The following is a 14,840-nucleotide window of genomic DNA, read 5'->3' as shown; positions in this document are numbered from 1 at the left end:
TTTTCATGTCCGTCACACAAACTTGTGGGAGCGAGCCTGCTCGCGATGCGGTGTGTCAGTCGACAAAGATACTGTCTGATATACCGCTATCGCGAGCAGGCTCGCTACCATAGGGTTACGCGGTGATTCTGAAACAATATTCATCCAGCCCAGCCCTAAGAAAATATTCCCTCCTGCCGTTACAGCGATGGCAGTGTGACATCTGTCACGTCTCTCGTGCCTTATTGCTCTAATAGCAGGCACAATGCCATCTTTGATCAGCCGGGTTGGAGCTTTACCCTTGCCGCGTTCTTCCGCTGTACGTTTCAGTCATTTCCTACCTTCGCTGTTGCTGTTGCTGGCGGGGCTTGCGGCTGCCTACGTCAAGGATCTCAACGTCTTCTTCACCTCGTTGTTCAACGTTCTTCCTACCCTGGTGTTGCTGTTGGGCGGCGCGTACTGCGCGGTTTATCGACGTCAACGCGAGCTGTTTTTGATGGTCACGGTGTACATCGGCTACTTCCTGTTGGACACACAGACCGATTTCTACCGGGACAATGGCAAGGTGCGCGAAGACGCCGCCGTGGTATTTCACCTGGTCTGCCTGTTGCTGCCGTTGTTGTTTGGCCTGTTCGCGGCGTGGCAGGAGCGTACCCATCTGTTCCAGGACATGGTGGCGCGTTTCGCGATGCTATTGGCCTTTGGCGGTGTGGCATTGGCCTTGGAGCAGAGTTTTCCCCAAGCCTTGTTGCTGTGGCTTTCGGAGATCCGCTGGCCGGCGCTGCATGGCGCCTGGATGAGCCTGATCCAATTGTCCTACCCGGTGTTCCTCGGCGTATTCCTGTTGCTGTCATGGCAATACTGGCGCAATCCCCGGCCCCTGCATGCCGCGCAATTGGTGGGCGTGCTGGGGCTGTTCTGGATGTTGCCGAAAACCTTCATCCTGCCCTTCACCCTGAACATCATGTGCAGCCAGGTGATGCTGATGATTGCGGCGGCGGTTGCCCATGAGGCCTATCAGATGGCGTTTCGTGATGAACTGACCGGCTTGCCGGGACGGCGAGCGCTGAATGAGCGCATGCAGCGGCTGGGTCGCAACTATGTGTTGGCCATGAGCGATGTGGACCACTTCAAGAAATTCAACGACACCCATGGTCACGACGTGGGCGACCAAGTGCTGCGCCTGGTGGCCAGCAAGCTGTCGAAAATCGGTGGCGGCGGTCGGGCTTATCGCTACGGTGGCGAGGAATTTGCGTTGGTGTTTGCAGGCAAAACCATTGACGAGTGCATGCCTCATCTTGAGGTCATCCGCCAGTCCATCGAGACCTACAGCATCCAACTGCGCAATCCGGACAATCGCCCCCAGGATGACCAACAAGGTCGCCAGCGCCGCTCCGGGGCGGGTGCATCCAGCGTGTCGGTAACGGTCAGCATCGGCGTCGCGGAACGCCTCGAGCAGCGTACCCCTGAAGAAGTCCTCAAGTCCGCCGACCAGGCCCTCTACAACGCCAAGGGCGCCGGACGCAACTGTGTGATTGCCTTTGGTCAGAACCGCCGTGGCGCGGTACGCATGGAAGCCGCCGCGGGTTGAGTGATGACGGCGCATTCAGCGTCTGGACTGTGATTGTGAGCCCCGGTGGCCGGCAGTAGGTTTGAACGATCTGCTACCGGAGAAAACCACCATGCCCGAGTACAAAGCTCCCCTGCGCGACATGCGCTTCCTGATCGACCACGTTTTCGATTTCCATGGCCGTTATGCCGAACTGGGGGCCAGCGATGCCAGCCCGGACATGGTCAACGCGATCCTCGAGGAAGGTGCGCGTTTCTGTGAGAACGTACTGGCGCCGCTCAATCGTTCCGGAGACGAAGAGGGCTGCCATTTCGACAACGGTGTGGTGACCACGCCTACAGGTTTCAAAGAAGCTTTCGCACAGTACGTGGAGGGCGGCTGGCACGGGTTGGCCGCCGATCCGGCCTATGGCGGCCAGGGCCTGCCCGGTTCCCTGGGCCTGGTCATCAGTGAAATGATCGCGTCCAGCAACACGTCCTGGGGCATGTACCCGGGCCTGACCCACGGCGCCATGTCGGCCATTCACGCCCACGGCACCGAAGAGCAGAAACAGACCTACCTGAGCAAGCTCACCGCCGGCCAATGGACCGGCACCATGTGCCTGACCGAAGCCCATTGCGGCACGGACCTGGGCATCATCAAGACCCGCGCCGCGCCTCAAGCCGACGGCAGCTACAGGATCTCCGGCAGCAAGATCTTCATTTCCGCCGGTGAACACGACATGAGTGAAAACATCGTTCACCTGGTGCTGGCCAAACTGCCGGACGCTCCCGCCGGCACCAAGGGCATCTCGTTGTTCATCGTGCCCAAGTTCCTGCCCGATGCTACGGGCGAAGCGGGAGAACGCAATGGCGTGACCTGCGGTTCGATCGAACACAAGATGGGTATCAAGGCTTCCGCCACCTGCGTCCTGAATTTCGACGACGCCAAGGGATTCCTTATCGGCGAGCCCAACAAGGGCCTGAACTGCATGTTCACCATGATGAATCATGCCCGGCTCGGCACCGGCATGCAGGGCTTGTGCCTGGGAGAGACGAGCTTCCAGGGCGCGATCAGATACGCCAACGACCGTTTGCAGATGCGCTCGCTCACCGGCCCCAAGGCACCGGAGAAAGCCGCGGATCCGATCATTGTCCATCCCGATGTGCGCAGGATGTTGTTGACCATGAAAGCCTTCAACGAAGGCAATCGGGCGTTGACCTACTTCACTGCGCAACTGCTGGACACGGCGCACCTGGGCGCCGACGAAAGCGCCCGTCAGGAGGCCGAGGATCTGCTGGCGTTCCTCACTCCGATCTGCAAAGCCTTCATGACCGAGACCGGACTGGAGGTGACGAATCATGGCATGCAGGTGTTTGGCGGCCACGGTTTCATCCGCGAATGGGGGATGGAACAGTTGGTGCGGGACTGCCGCATCGCGCCGATCTATGAAGGCACCAATGGTATCCAGGCCCTGGACCTGTTGGGGCGCAAGGTGCTGGGCAGCCAGGGCAAGCTGCTGCGAGGGTTCACCAGGATCGTCCACACATTCTGCGCCGCGAATACCGGGCACTCGCAGCTCAAGGACTACGTCGCACAACTCGACGGGCTCAACCGGCAGTGGGGCGAACTGACCACCCAGGTCGGCATGGCCGCCATGAAGAACCCGGACGAAGTGGGCGCCGCCTCCGTGGATTATCTGATGTACAGCGGTTACATCATCCTGGCCTATCTGTGGTTGCGCATGGCACTGGTGGCCCAGGCGCAACTCGACAGTGGTAGCGGCGATGCCGATTTCTGCCGAGGCAAACTGGCGACCTGCGAGTTCTACTTCAAGCGCCTGTTGCCGCGCACGGCTGCCCATCGGGCCGCGATTGAGGCGGGGAGTGACTGTCTAATGAGTTTGCCGGCCGAGCTGTTTGCTCTTTGATTTTGAGGGAATGCCAACAGATCAAAGGCTCCTAAGGGATGCGCATTTTCATGTAGGAGCCTGCGATCTTTATTGGTGACTAAAAATAACAAAACAGTCATGGGTTGACCCTATGTGTCGCAAAAGTTGTTGAGGTACACTCCGAGCACTGCGAAAACCGTTTCCCCACGGACCCACTGTTTAGATCCTGCGAGGTTTGCCATGGCTGACTACAAAGCGCCCCTGCGCGATATGCGCTTCGTCCTCAATGAAGTGTTCGAGGTCGCGAAACTCTGGGCCGAGCTGCCGGCGCTGGCCGAGACCGTCGACGCTGAAACCGTCGAAGCGATTCTGGAAGAAGCCGGTAAAGTCACCGGCAAAAGCATTGCGCCCCTCAGTCGTGCTGCTGATGAAGAAGGCTGCCATTGGGCGGACGGTGCCGTCACCACGCCAGCAGGTTTCCCACAGGCCTACCAGACTTACGCTGAAGGCGGTTGGGTCGGTGTCGGTGGCGATCCAGCCTACGGCGGCATGGGCATGCCCAAGGCTGTTTCGGCCCAGGTCGAGGAAATGGTCAACTCCGCGAGCCTGTCCTTCGGTCTGTATCCGATGCTGACCGCCGGGGCTTGCCTGTCGATCAATGCCCACGCCAGCGAAGAATTGAAAGCGGCGTACCTGCCGAATATGTACGCCGGCATCTGGGCGGGCTCCATGTGCCTGACCGAACCCCATGCCGGTACGGACCTGGGGATCATTCGCACCAAGGCCGAACCCCAAGCCGACGGCTCCTACAAGGTCAGCGGCACCAAGATCTTCATCACCGGCGGCGAACACGACCTCACCGAGAACATCATTCATCTGGTGCTGGCAAAATTACCGGATGCGCCGGCCGGCCCGAAAGGTATTTCACTGTTCCTGGTGCCCAAGTTCATGGTCAATACCGACGGCAGCCTGGGCGCGCGCAACGCGGCCAACTGCGGGGCGATCGAACACAAGATGGGCATCCAGGCGTCTGCCACCTGCGTGATGAACTTCGATGAAGCCGTGGGCTATCTGGTCGGCGAGCCGAACAAAGGCCTGGCGGCAATGTTCACCATGATGAACTACGAGCGCCTGGGCGTTGGTATCCAAGGCCTGGCGTCCGGAGAGCGTTCCTACCAGAATGCTATCGAATACGCCCGTGACCGCTTGCAGAGCCGCTCCCCTACCGGCGCGCAGAACAAGGACAAAGTCGCCGACCCGATCATCGTCCATCCCGATGTGCGGCGGATGTTGCTGACCATGAAAGCCTCGAACGAAGGCGGCCGGGCATTCTCCACCTACGTGGCGATGCAACTGGATACCGCCAAGTTCAGCGAAGACCCGACCACCCGCAAGCGCGCCGAAGACCTGGTTGCGTTGCTGACGCCAGTGGCGAAGGCGTTCCTGACGGACCTGGGCCTGGAAACCACCGTGCATGGCCAGCAGATTTTCGGCGGTCATGGTTACATTCGCGAGTGGGGCCAGGAGCAGTTGGTGCGTGATGTCCGCATCACCCAGATTTACGAAGGCACCAACGGTATCCAGGCGCTGGACTTGGTGGGGCGCAAGATCGTCGGCAGCGGCGGCGCGTTCTACAAGCTGTTCGCCGATGAAATACGTCACTTCACCGCCACCGCGAGCAGCGATCTGGCCGAGTTCACCAAGCCATTGAATGATGCTGTCGGTACCCTCGATGAGTTGACCGACTGGCTGCTGGACCGGGCGAAAAGCAACCCGAACGAAATCGGCGCGGCGTCGGTGGAGTACCTGCAAGCATTCGGTTACACCGCCTACGCCTATATGTGGGCGTTGATGGCCAAGGCGGCGCTGGGCAAGGAAGGCCAGGATGACTTCTACGCCAGCAAACTGGGGACTGCGCGGTTCTACTTCGCTCGCCTGCTGCCACGGATCCATTCCTTGAGCGCTTCGGTGAAGGCGGGCAGTGAGTCGCTGTTTCTGCTGGAAGCAGGGCAATTCTGAAAACAGCGCAATGTAAGCAAATGCTTACATTGCGTGATGCCGATTTCCCTCTATCGGCCGATTGGATCCAGGGCTAATCTACTTCACATGGACGTCGCGCAGGATGCGCAGAGAAACAACACGGACACGTAGGATTCCGCCAGGATGGTGGAGTGAAAGGGATATCAGGGAAACAGTCTGCAAAGCCCCGCTTCGGCGGGGTTTTCTTTTGCCTGCGTTTTTTGCTCCGGCCTGGACTCGCCCCACTCATTGATGGTTTGAACCCTGACGAGCGGTCGCGGGTCAATGAGCTATATGGCAATGTAGCCATCGTCCATCAGGAGCCCACCATGGATTTCATTCGCATCATCATCGCCATTCTGTTGCCGCCGCTGGGCGTGTTCCTGCAAGTCGGCTTCGGCGGGGCTTTCTGGCTGAATATTCTGCTGACGCTGTTGGGTTACATCCCTGGCATCGTGCATGCGGTCTATATCATCGCCAAGCGCTGATCATTGCAGCGAACCCATGTGGGAGCGAGCCTGCTCGCGATAGCTGTCTGTCATCCAACATAGATGTCGATTGATCCACTGCTATCGCGAGCGGGCTCGCTCCCACACGGGATCCGGGGCGTATGCGGTATTTGTGTTCACTACCAAAACCTTGTGGGAGCGGGCTTGCCCGCGAAGACGGCGGCACATTCAACATCTCTGAGGTAGGCATACCGCTTTCGCGAGCAAGCCCGCTCCCACATCAGTTTCTTCATCGCCTTAAAACTCCATTACCTTCCGATAGAACAACCACTCATGCTCCAGCGCATGGGCCTGGTTCGCCGCCTTGCGAAAGCCGTGACGCTCATCCGCGTAGTAATGCGCTTCGACCGTCACCCCGTTGTCCTCCAGTGCCTTGACCATATCGCGGGTCTGCTGCGGCACGACCACCGCGTCCAGTTCGCCCTGAAAGAAGATCACCGGTGCGCGGATCTGGTCGGCATGTAGCAGGGGGGTACGGGCGCGGTAACGCTCGATGTCCCGCTGCGGGTCGCCGATCAGCCAGTCCAGGTAATCACTTTCGAACTTGTGCGTGGCCCGACCCAGGGCGACCGGGTCGCTGACACCGTAAAGGCTGGCGCCGGCACGAAATACATCATGAAACGCCAGGGCGCAGAGCGTCGTGTAGCCACCGGCGCTGCCGCCGCGGATGAACGCACAGCGGCCATCGATCAAGCCTTGCTCGTCCAGATAGCCAACCACCGCGCAGGCATCCTCGACATCCACCACGCCCCAGTTCAAATGCAGCGCTTGTCGGTAGGCCCGGCCATAGCCGCTGCTGCCACGGTAATTGAGGTCCGCGACGGCAAAGCCGCGCTGGGTCCAGTACTGGATGCGTGGATCGAACAGGGGATAACAGGCCGAGGTGGGGCCACCATGGATGAAGACCACCAATGGCGGCTTGGTTTCCGCTCCCATGGCTGGGTAAAAGAACCCATGAGCCATGCCCGAGGTCGACGGATAGTGCAGGGTCTGCGGGCGGCTGATCTGTTCGACGGGTAACGGCGCGCCGCCGCCGGCCAGGACCTGGGTGTCGTGGCTGTTGCGTTCAATCGCGATGACTGCGGATGGGCTGATCGGTGAGGCGACGATGGCGTAGATGAACCGCTCGTCCAGCGCCAGGCTGCGAAAGCGGGTGTAGGCGCCGGTGAAATCTTCCTGCCCAGCGTCCCCGCGACACAGGCCAAGCCGCCCGAAACCCGCTTCGGTCCAGCTCGCCAGGTACGTCGCGCTGTCCAACGGCAGCCAGGTACAACCACCGAGTTGCCAGGGCGCGGGAGCGTGATCGGCTTCAGCGCAGGGCAGCGGTTGCAGGCCGTCGGTCGATTCAACCCACGGTTGCCAGTAGCCGCCGCGATCGCTCAGGCAGTACAAGCGGTTGGCACTGTCGAAGCGCGGCTGTTGGATGGATTCTTCTTCAGCGTTGCCCGCCACACAGCGCGGTTCACCCCAACCGGAAGCGGTGCGCTCGGCCAGCATCAGTCGCGTGGCCGTCCATGGCTGATGCGGACGGCTCCACTCGATCCAGGCCAGTCGCTGACCGTTGGGGCTCATGGTTGGCGCGGCATAGAAGTCAGCGCCCTCGACCAAGAGATGTCGCTGTCGATCTGCCAGGCCGATCGCTACCAGGCGATGCCTATTGGACTGTTCCTCCACCGCCAATACCTGGCCGGCGGCGAAACTGAGATCGCCGTAGCGACAGTCGCCCGACGTCAGCGCCACGGGCGTCTCGCCGCTCAGCGATTGGCGGTACAGCTGTTGGTCCGCGTCGTTGACGAACAGCACGCCATCGTCGCCCAGGCAGAACGATCCACCGCCATATTCATAGACCCGGCTGCGCGCGCTGAAGCCGTCCGGGGTCAGGCAGCGGGCCTTGGCGTCGTGCCATTGCCAGATCCGGCAGGCTCCGTCTTCCGGGCGATATTCGTTCCAGAACAGACCCAGTGGGCCGAGCTGCAACTCGGCGAAGTCGATCCCCGCCGCAACGGCCTCGGCGGCGCTGAAGGGGTCAGCTTTTGGCGATGAGGTGCGAGTTTCGTTCATTGCGGAAGGCCAGTTGCTCGATGGTCTGGGTGGCGTGCTCGGCTTCTTCCCGGGCCTTGAGGATCACCCCGTGGTGTTCGGATTTGCTGCACACCGGGTCGGCATTGCTGGCGTCGCCCGTGAGCATGAACGCCTGGCAGCGACAACCGCCGAAGTCCTGCTCCTTTTCATCGCAGGAGCGGCACGGCTCGGGCATCCAGTCATAACCGCGGAAGCGGTTGAAACCGAAGGAGTCGTACCAGATGTGCTGCATGCTGTGGTCGCGCACGTTGGGAAATTGTACCGGCAGCTGTCGGGCGCCGTGACAAGGCAACGCGGTGCCGTCCGGCGTCACCGTCAGGAAAAGACTGCCCCAGCCGTTCATGCAGGCCTTGGGACGTTCTTCGTAGTAGTCCGGGGTGACGAAGATCAGCTTGCACGGATGGCCCTGGGCTTCGAGCCTGGCGCGATACTCGTTGGTGATGCGTTCGGCACGTACCAGTTGCTCCCGGGTAGGCAGCAGCCCCACCCGGTTGAGCTGGGCCCAGCCATAGAACTGACAAGTGGCGAGTTCGACGAAGTCGGCTTCAAGGGCAATGCACAGTTCGATGATGCGGTCGATCTTGTCGATGTTGTGCCGATGGGTGACGAAGTTGAGCACCATCGGGTAGCCGTGGGCCTTCACTGCGCGGGCCATTTCCAGTTTCTGCGCGAAGGCTTTCTTCGAGCCGGCCAGCAGGTTGTTCACCTGCTCGTCGCTGGCCTGGAAGCTGATCTGGATGTGGTCGAGGCCGGCCTTCTTGAAGTCGCTGATCTTCTGTTCGGTCAAACCGATGCCGGAGGTGATCAGGTTGGTGTAGAAACCAAGCTTGCGCGCTTCGCCGATCAGTTCGACGAGGTCTTGGCGCACCAGCGGCTCGCCACCGGAAAAGCCTAGCTGCGCGGCACCCATTTCCCTGGCTTCGCGAAAGACCTTGAACCATTGTTCGGTGCTCAGCTCCTTGCCCTGCTCGGCGAAGTCCAGCGGGTTGGAGCAGTAGGGGCATTGCAGCGGGCAACGATAGGTCAGCTCCGCTAGCAACCACAGCGGCAAGCCGATCGCCGGCTGGTCAGGCAAGTTCGATCCAGTGCTCTGCACGGGCGACCTCCATGAATTGCTCGATGTCGTCACCGAGTTCGGGTACGTCGGGAAACTGCTTGGCCAGCTCGTCGATGATGGCTGCGACGTCCCGTTCACCGTCGATCAGGCCGCCGATCAGCGCAGCGCTGTCGTTGAGCTTGATCATGCCTTCAGGATAGAGCAACACATGACCTTTCTGCGCCGGTTCGTACTGGAAGCGATAGCCGGGGCGCCAGCGAGGGGTTTTGCTACGGTCGAAACTCATAAGGGGATTCCTTTGTGCCAAACCCGTTGTCCGGTCACGCTGTGGTAGGGCGGGCGGTTCAATTCGTAGGCCATGCTCATCGCGTCGAGCATGCTCCAGAGGATGTCCAGTTTGAACTGGAGAATCTCCAGCATGCGCTCCTGGCCCGCGCGGGTGGTGTAATGCTGCAGGGTAATCGCCAGCCCATGTTCCACGTCACGGCGGGCCTGACCCAGGCGGGTGCGGAAGTATTCATAGCCGGCCGGGTCGATCCACGGGTAATGCTGCGGCCAGCTGTCCAGGCGCGACTGGTGGATCTGCGGGGCGAACAGCTCGGTCAGCGAGCTGCTGGCGGCTTCCTGCCAACTGGCCTTGCGGGCGAAGTTGACGTAGGCATCCACGGCGAATCGCACCCCGGGCAGCACCAGTTCCTGGGAGCGCAGTTGATCGGGATCCAGCCCCACGGCCTGGCCCAGCCGCAGCCAAGCCTCGATGCCGCCATCTTCGCCGGGGGCGCCGTCGTGGTCGAGCAGGCGCTGGATCCACTCGCGGCGGATCTCCCGGTCCGGGCAGTTGGCCAGGATCGCGGCATCCTTCAGCGGAATGTTCACCTGATAGTAAAAGCGGTTTGCGACCCAGCCCTGGATTTGTTCGCGAGTGGCACGGCCTTCATACATCGCCACGTGATACGGGTGATGAATGTGGTAATACGCGCCCTTGGCACGCAGGGCCGCTTCGAACTCGGCGGATGAAAGGGGGGTGTCAGTCATTGCGGTTCTCCGGGGAATAACCGTGGGTTCTGTGGTGTCTGGGCTGGCCTCATCGCGAGCAGGCTCGCTCCCACATGGGTTCTGTGGTGCATGGCATCCGATGCTACCCCGGACTCCTGTGGGAGCGAGCCTGCTCGCGATGAGGCCAGCCCAGCCAGCATCAACCCAGATGACACGCTGCAAGCCCACAATCGTCTCGCTCTTCCTACAACTCAATACTCATTCCGTCGTAGGCCACTTCAATCTTTCGGCGTACAAGTTCGGCCCGTTCCGGTGAATCTTCATCAAGAATCGGGTTGGTATTGTTGATGTGGATAAGCACCTTGCGCGGCCTGGGCAGTTGCTCCAGCACTTCCAGCATGCCGCCGGGGCCGTTCTGCGCCAAATGCCCCATCTCACGACCGGTACGGGTGCCGACGCCGCGGCGCTGCATCTCATCGTCGTCCCACATCGTGCCGTCCACCAACAGGCAATCGCTGCCGGCCATGATCTCCAGCAACGGCCCATCCACCTTGCCCAGGCCCGGTGCGTAGAACAGTTTGCCGCCGGTGCGCAGGTCTTCGACGATCAGGCCGATGTTGTCCCCTGGGTGCGGGTCGAAGCGGTGTGGCGAATAGGGCGGCGCGGCGCTGCGCAGGGGCAGCGGGGTGAAGCGCAGGTTCGGGCAGGCCTGTACGGTGAAGCTCTGGTCGAGTTCGATGCGGTTCCAGCTCAGCCCGCCGTTCCAGTGGGTCAGCATGTTGAACAGCGGAAAGCCCGTGCTCAGGTCTTCATGAACCATGTCGGTGCACCAGACTTGATGCGGGCAGCCTTCCCGCAGGCTGAGCAGGCCGGTAGTGTGGTCGATCTGGCTGTCCATCAGGATGATGGCGCCAATGCCGGTGTCGCGCAGGGCTCGGCCAGGCTGCATCGGCGCAAAGCCCTGGAGCTGGGCGCGGATGTCTGGAGAGGCGTTGCACAACACCCAGCTCACCCCGTCATCGGAAATCGCGATGGACGACTGGGTGCGCGCCTGGGCCCGCAGGCTGCCGTTGCGAAAACCGGCGCAATTGGCGCAATTGCAGTTCCATTGAGGGAAACCGCCACCAGCGGCGGAACCTAGAATCTGGACGAACATGGCCGCTCCATCTGCAAACCGAAATAAAAAACGCCCCGGGTGACCGAGGCGTTTGCTGCGCGTTCAACCGACTGCAGCAATCAACGGCTGGCGAAGTACATGGTGACTTCGAAACCGATACGCAGGTCGATATATGCGGGTTTGGACCAGGACATGGAAATACTCCTTTGGTTGGGGTGGGACGGTTCGGATCTATACATATAGTCCACCTCCGTTCGGAGATGTTCAGATGCTTAGGCAGCTATGTTACTAAATTAAACAAATTCGTACGCCTCGATTCTCCGAGAAAGCTCATTGCAGACGCTGTAACGATCATTTCGGAGCACGCCAATGCTCCTCCGGGCAAGTGCCGTTGCTCAGGCAATATCGACCACCTTCGGCGTCGATCAGTCGGCGGGCGGCATCGAGTAGCTGCTCGCGATTCAATTCCGCGATCGCATCGCAAAGCTGCTCAAGGTAATCCGACGGGCGGCCGGCCAGTTTGCCCTGCCAAAGCAATTCGGCCGCTTGGGCGCAGGGCAGGGCATCGCTGTGGAATTGGGAGGCGAATGCTCGTTGCTGGCCGAGCAAGGTCGAATCGTCGATCTGTCGGATCAATTCCGGGAACCCTCTCAGGAACGCGTCGATGTGGGTGATCAACTCAGCCGCCGAGGCGCTGGGGGATTGGGCACCGAACAGCAGGCCGGTTTGCCCATCGATCTGCCTCAATCCGCTGAACACCGCGTAGCCCAGTTGCAACTCGACCCGCAGGCGTTGGTAGAACGGCGTTTGACAGAGCTGTGCCAGTAACCGCCAGGCGGCTTCGTCGGACAACGCCAGGGTGGGTGTCGGACAAAACAGCAACACGGCTTGCTCGTCGCCCTGGGTTGGCAATGTGTGCCAGATGCGCTGCGCCAAGAGCGGTGTCGGTTCGACGGGCTGGCCGACGATGCCGGGCACCCTGGCCAGGGCAGGGCCCATGGCGCCCTGGGTCGTTTCAGACAGGCCGATGGCCAGGCCGTCCCACTCGGCGGTCGTCCACAGGCTTGGGTCGTTGTCGGGCTGCGGCAGCGTTTCCGGTCGAGAAGATGGTCCGCAATAGTCCGCCAACGCCTTCAACAAATATCGAATCGGTATCAGCGGCGCTTCCTTCACCGCGTTGGGCAGTGGTTCTCCCAACTTTGTCAGAATCTGTTCGAGTACCAGCGGCATCGATGCCTGTAAACCCACCAGTTTCAACAGGCATTGGCAATCGGTGGTTTCCATGGTGACTTCCACACCGGCCTGCCGGGCCTCTTCTCGCAAATCCAGCAGGTGCCGTTCCAGCCTGGATTGAAGGCCATGCGGTGCTTGAGCCATCAGACGCCAGCGCAGGTACACCACGCCTTCGCGGCCGTTATCCGTCAGCCCCTGCCTGAACTGCATGGGGGAGCGGTCGCGCCGCCCCCGGGAGCGGTCCTGGGCGAAGGTCCGTAAACCGCGATGGGCGCTCGTCTGGCCGCGTATCAGGCCGGCACGGGGTGGCTCGGCGGCCGTTTGCAGGAACGGGTTGGGCGCGGGCAGTTGCCATGCTTCGGTGAAGTGAGACACCGGTTGCAACTGCCTGAGGATTTCCCTGAGCCTCGCGAGGTCGTTCTCCGACAGAGGGGCTCCCCGCCCTTCACTGTCCGAACGGGCCAGTTGCAGCGCCGATCCTGTGGCCTGCCGGCAATGGAGTTGGGCGGTCAATTCCTTGCGCAAGGACGCCCAGTCATCCTGGGCAGCAAAAAATCCCAACCAGTCGTGCAGCAACGACTGTATTTCGTCGTGCTGTTGAGGCTCGTCGAGCTTGAGCTCGATGTGCAGCAGCGCCTGCCGGTCAAATTCATACAGCGGCGTGGCGTTGAGGCTGTCAGCCAGACCACGTTGGCGCAACGTGGCCAGCAAGCCGCCCGGTTTGCTGGTGTTCAACCAAGTGCAGAAAAATTCCAAAGCCTGGGGCGAAGCGCCAGGCAGGTCTTCGAAAGTGAACAGCAGATCGAGGCAACGGTCGCCAACCTGTTGATAGGCAGTATCGGGCGATTCCATCAGTCTTGGTGGCAGCTGCCTGGCAGCCACTTCGCCGGCGGGCAGGTCGTTGCCGAAGGATTCTGCCAGTGTGCTCAACTCATCGAGGCTTTGCGGGCCAACCAGGCTCAGGGTCATCTGGCCGCTGTGGTAGAACCGCTGATAAAAATCCCGCAGTGCCGTCTGGAAGTCAGGCTGCGCCACGGCCAGGCTGTCGCGGTTGCCCGCGTGAAAACCCCGTAGCGGGTGGACCGTAGAGAGGCCATCAAGCAGGGCAACCTGGCGCTGGGCCGCCGCGTCCTGGGACCAGGCGATGAACTCCGCCTGCAACACTTCCCGTTCCCGTAGTTGGTCGGCCTCATCCAGGCGCGGATGGGCAAGCATGTCCCGCAGCCGGTCCAGTCCGCCGGCGAAGGCAGCGGGCGGCAACTCGATGAAAAAGTCCGTGGTGCGTTCGCTGGTGCGCGCATTGACCTGGCCGCCATGCCGTTGCACATAGGCCATCAAATGTTCTCCCGTGGGAAAACGCTCAGTACCGAGGAAGAAAAGGTGTTCGAGGAAGTGCGCCATGCCCGGCCAGGCCAGCGGCGCATCGTGGCTGCCGGCGGCCACCCGCAGCACGGCCGCGCTGCGCTTGAGACCGGGTGCATGACGCAATGTCATCTTCAGGCCGTTGGCCAGGGTTCCAGTAGAGGGGCGGAGGGAGTCGGGGGCCGGCATGAGCGCTTCCAAGGCAGAGATGTGCTCATGCTAGCGGATTGGAGGATGTTCTCAATCAGTGCTTGCGCAAGTCGCCGTAAAGCGCAGGGCGGCGGTCATGCAGGTAGTTGTAGGCTGCCCGGGAGTCGTCCATCAACTGACGGTCCAGTTCACCCACGATCAAGGCTTCATCCAGTCCCGCAAGGGCGGGGCGGCTGCCGTCCGGCGCGGCAATGCTGCTCTGGCCGCAATACTGCAATTCACCTTCATGGCCGCAGTAGTTGGCGTAGGCCACGAAGCACTGGTTCTCGATAGCCCGGGCGCGCACTGTAACGTCGGCGATGAACTCATAGGGCTGCATGTTGGCGGTCGGCACCAGGATCAGCTCGGCGCCGGCCAGGGCCAGGCGTCGGGCGTTTTCCGGGAACTCAAGGTCGTAGCAGATCAGGAAGCCGAGCTTCCAGCCGTTGAGGCTCACGATCGGCAGTGAGTCATCGCCCGCGCTGAACATCGCATGATCGAGGTCCCCGAACAGATGACTCTTGCGATAGTTGGCCAGGCGTTCGCCCTGGGCATCGATCAACTGGACCGAGTTGTAGATCTGCCCGTCCTCGCTGCGCTCAGGGTAACCATAGAGAATCGCCAGGCCGGTGGCCTTGGCAATGCGGCCGATCTGCTGCGCCCATTCACCGTTATAGACCTCGGCCAATACATTCACCGCGTCGACGCCGATGTTGTAGCCGGTCATGAACATCTCCGGCAGCACCAGCACATCGGCGCCCCTGGCCTCCAGCGCCACTTGATGCAGGCGTTGCAGGTTGGCGACCGGATCCAGTGGCAGCGGTGGGCATTGATATAGGGCTACGCGCATCGACAAC

Annotated in this window: 12 protein-coding genes; 4 read left to right on the top strand and 8 right to left on the bottom strand. The window is 61.2% G+C overall.

From position 1 onward, the window contains the following. Nucleotides 1-280 precede the first annotated feature (280 nt). The 4 genes from LOY35_RS25730 (at nucleotide 281) to LOY35_RS25715 (ending at nucleotide 5,926) form a co-directional block, all read left to right on the top strand. Nucleotides 281-1,570: a diguanylate cyclase gene (locus tag LOY35_RS25730; protein WP_258628620.1), complete on the top strand. Its 1,290-nt coding sequence runs from the start codon at nucleotides 281-283 to the stop codon at nucleotides 1,568-1,570. A 91-nt stretch (nucleotides 1,571-1,661) separates the two neighbouring features. After that, nucleotides 1,662-3,458, top strand: coding sequence for an acyl-CoA dehydrogenase C-terminal domain-containing protein (locus LOY35_RS25725; RefSeq protein WP_258628618.1), 1,797 nt, complete (start codon nucleotides 1,662-1,664; stop codon nucleotides 3,456-3,458). A 201-nt stretch (nucleotides 3,459-3,659) separates the two neighbouring features. Then, nucleotides 3,660-5,438 (top strand): acyl-CoA dehydrogenase C-terminal domain-containing protein, encoded by a 1,779-nt coding sequence (locus tag LOY35_RS25720; protein ID WP_258628616.1) that lies wholly within the window; start codon nucleotides 3,660-3,662, stop codon nucleotides 5,436-5,438. A 329-nt stretch (nucleotides 5,439-5,767) separates the two neighbouring features. Further along, on the top strand, nucleotides 5,768-5,926 hold the full coding sequence (locus LOY35_RS25715; protein ID WP_003177654.1) for a YqaE/Pmp3 family membrane protein: 159 nt from the start codon (nucleotides 5,768-5,770) through the stop codon (nucleotides 5,924-5,926). Nucleotides 5,927-6,184: 258 nt separating this feature from the next. Here the strand turns inward: LOY35_RS25715 and LOY35_RS25710 are convergent, their stop codons facing one another. The 8 genes from LOY35_RS25710 to LOY35_RS25675 all read right to left on the bottom strand — a co-directional run bounded on the left by LOY35_RS25710 (nucleotide 6,185) and on the right by LOY35_RS25675 (nucleotide 14,833). Then, the gene (locus LOY35_RS25710) at nucleotides 6,185-8,008 is read right to left on the bottom strand and encodes a S9 family peptidase (protein ID WP_258628614.1); all 1,824 of its coding nucleotides are present in this window, start codon (nucleotides 8,006-8,008) and stop codon (nucleotides 6,185-6,187) included. Then, the gene (pqqE, locus tag LOY35_RS25705; protein ID WP_258628612.1) at nucleotides 7,974-9,125 is read right to left on the bottom strand and encodes a pyrroloquinoline quinone biosynthesis protein PqqE; all 1,152 of its coding nucleotides are present in this window, start codon (nucleotides 9,123-9,125) and stop codon (nucleotides 7,974-7,976) included. Before pqqE ends, LOY35_RS25710 begins: the two co-directional genes overlap by 35 nt. After that, complete coding sequence (gene pqqD / locus LOY35_RS25700; RefSeq protein WP_041023926.1) at nucleotides 9,097-9,372, bottom strand: pyrroloquinoline quinone biosynthesis peptide chaperone PqqD; 276 nt, start codon at nucleotides 9,370-9,372, stop codon at nucleotides 9,097-9,099. Before pqqD ends, pqqE begins: the two co-directional genes overlap by 29 nt. After that, on the bottom strand, nucleotides 9,369-10,121 hold the full coding sequence (gene pqqC, locus LOY35_RS25695; protein ID WP_258628609.1) for a pyrroloquinoline-quinone synthase PqqC: 753 nt from the start codon (nucleotides 10,119-10,121) through the stop codon (nucleotides 9,369-9,371). The genes pqqD and pqqC overlap by 4 nt, the downstream gene beginning before the upstream one ends. Before the next feature lie 205 nt (nucleotides 10,122-10,326). Continuing rightward, complete coding sequence (gene pqqB, locus LOY35_RS25690) at nucleotides 10,327-11,238, bottom strand: pyrroloquinoline quinone biosynthesis protein PqqB (protein ID WP_258628607.1); 912 nt, start codon at nucleotides 11,236-11,238, stop codon at nucleotides 10,327-10,329. Between the two features lie 80 nt (nucleotides 11,239-11,318). Then, on the bottom strand, nucleotides 11,319-11,393 hold the full coding sequence (pqqA, locus tag LOY35_RS25685) for a pyrroloquinoline quinone precursor peptide PqqA (protein ID WP_003177660.1): 75 nt from the start codon (nucleotides 11,391-11,393) through the stop codon (nucleotides 11,319-11,321). Nucleotides 11,394-11,550: 157 nt separating this feature from the next. Then, a complete protein-coding gene (gene pqqF, locus LOY35_RS25680) occupies nucleotides 11,551-13,983 on the bottom strand; it encodes a pyrroloquinoline quinone biosynthesis protein PqqF (RefSeq protein WP_258628605.1) in 2,433 nt (810 codons plus the stop codon). 55 nt (nucleotides 13,984-14,038) lie between these two features. Beyond that, a complete protein-coding gene (locus tag LOY35_RS25675; protein ID WP_258628604.1) occupies nucleotides 14,039-14,833 on the bottom strand; it encodes a carbon-nitrogen hydrolase family protein in 795 nt (264 codons plus the stop codon). Between the last annotated feature and the right edge of the window lie 7 nt (nucleotides 14,834-14,840).

The organism is Pseudomonas sp. B21-028 (assembly GCF_024749045.1).
Taxonomy (GTDB): Bacteria; Pseudomonadota; Gammaproteobacteria; order Pseudomonadales; family Pseudomonadaceae; genus Aquipseudomonas.
Note: the sequence above shows the minus strand (reverse complement) of the source record. Positions and strands in the feature narration are given on the sequence as shown.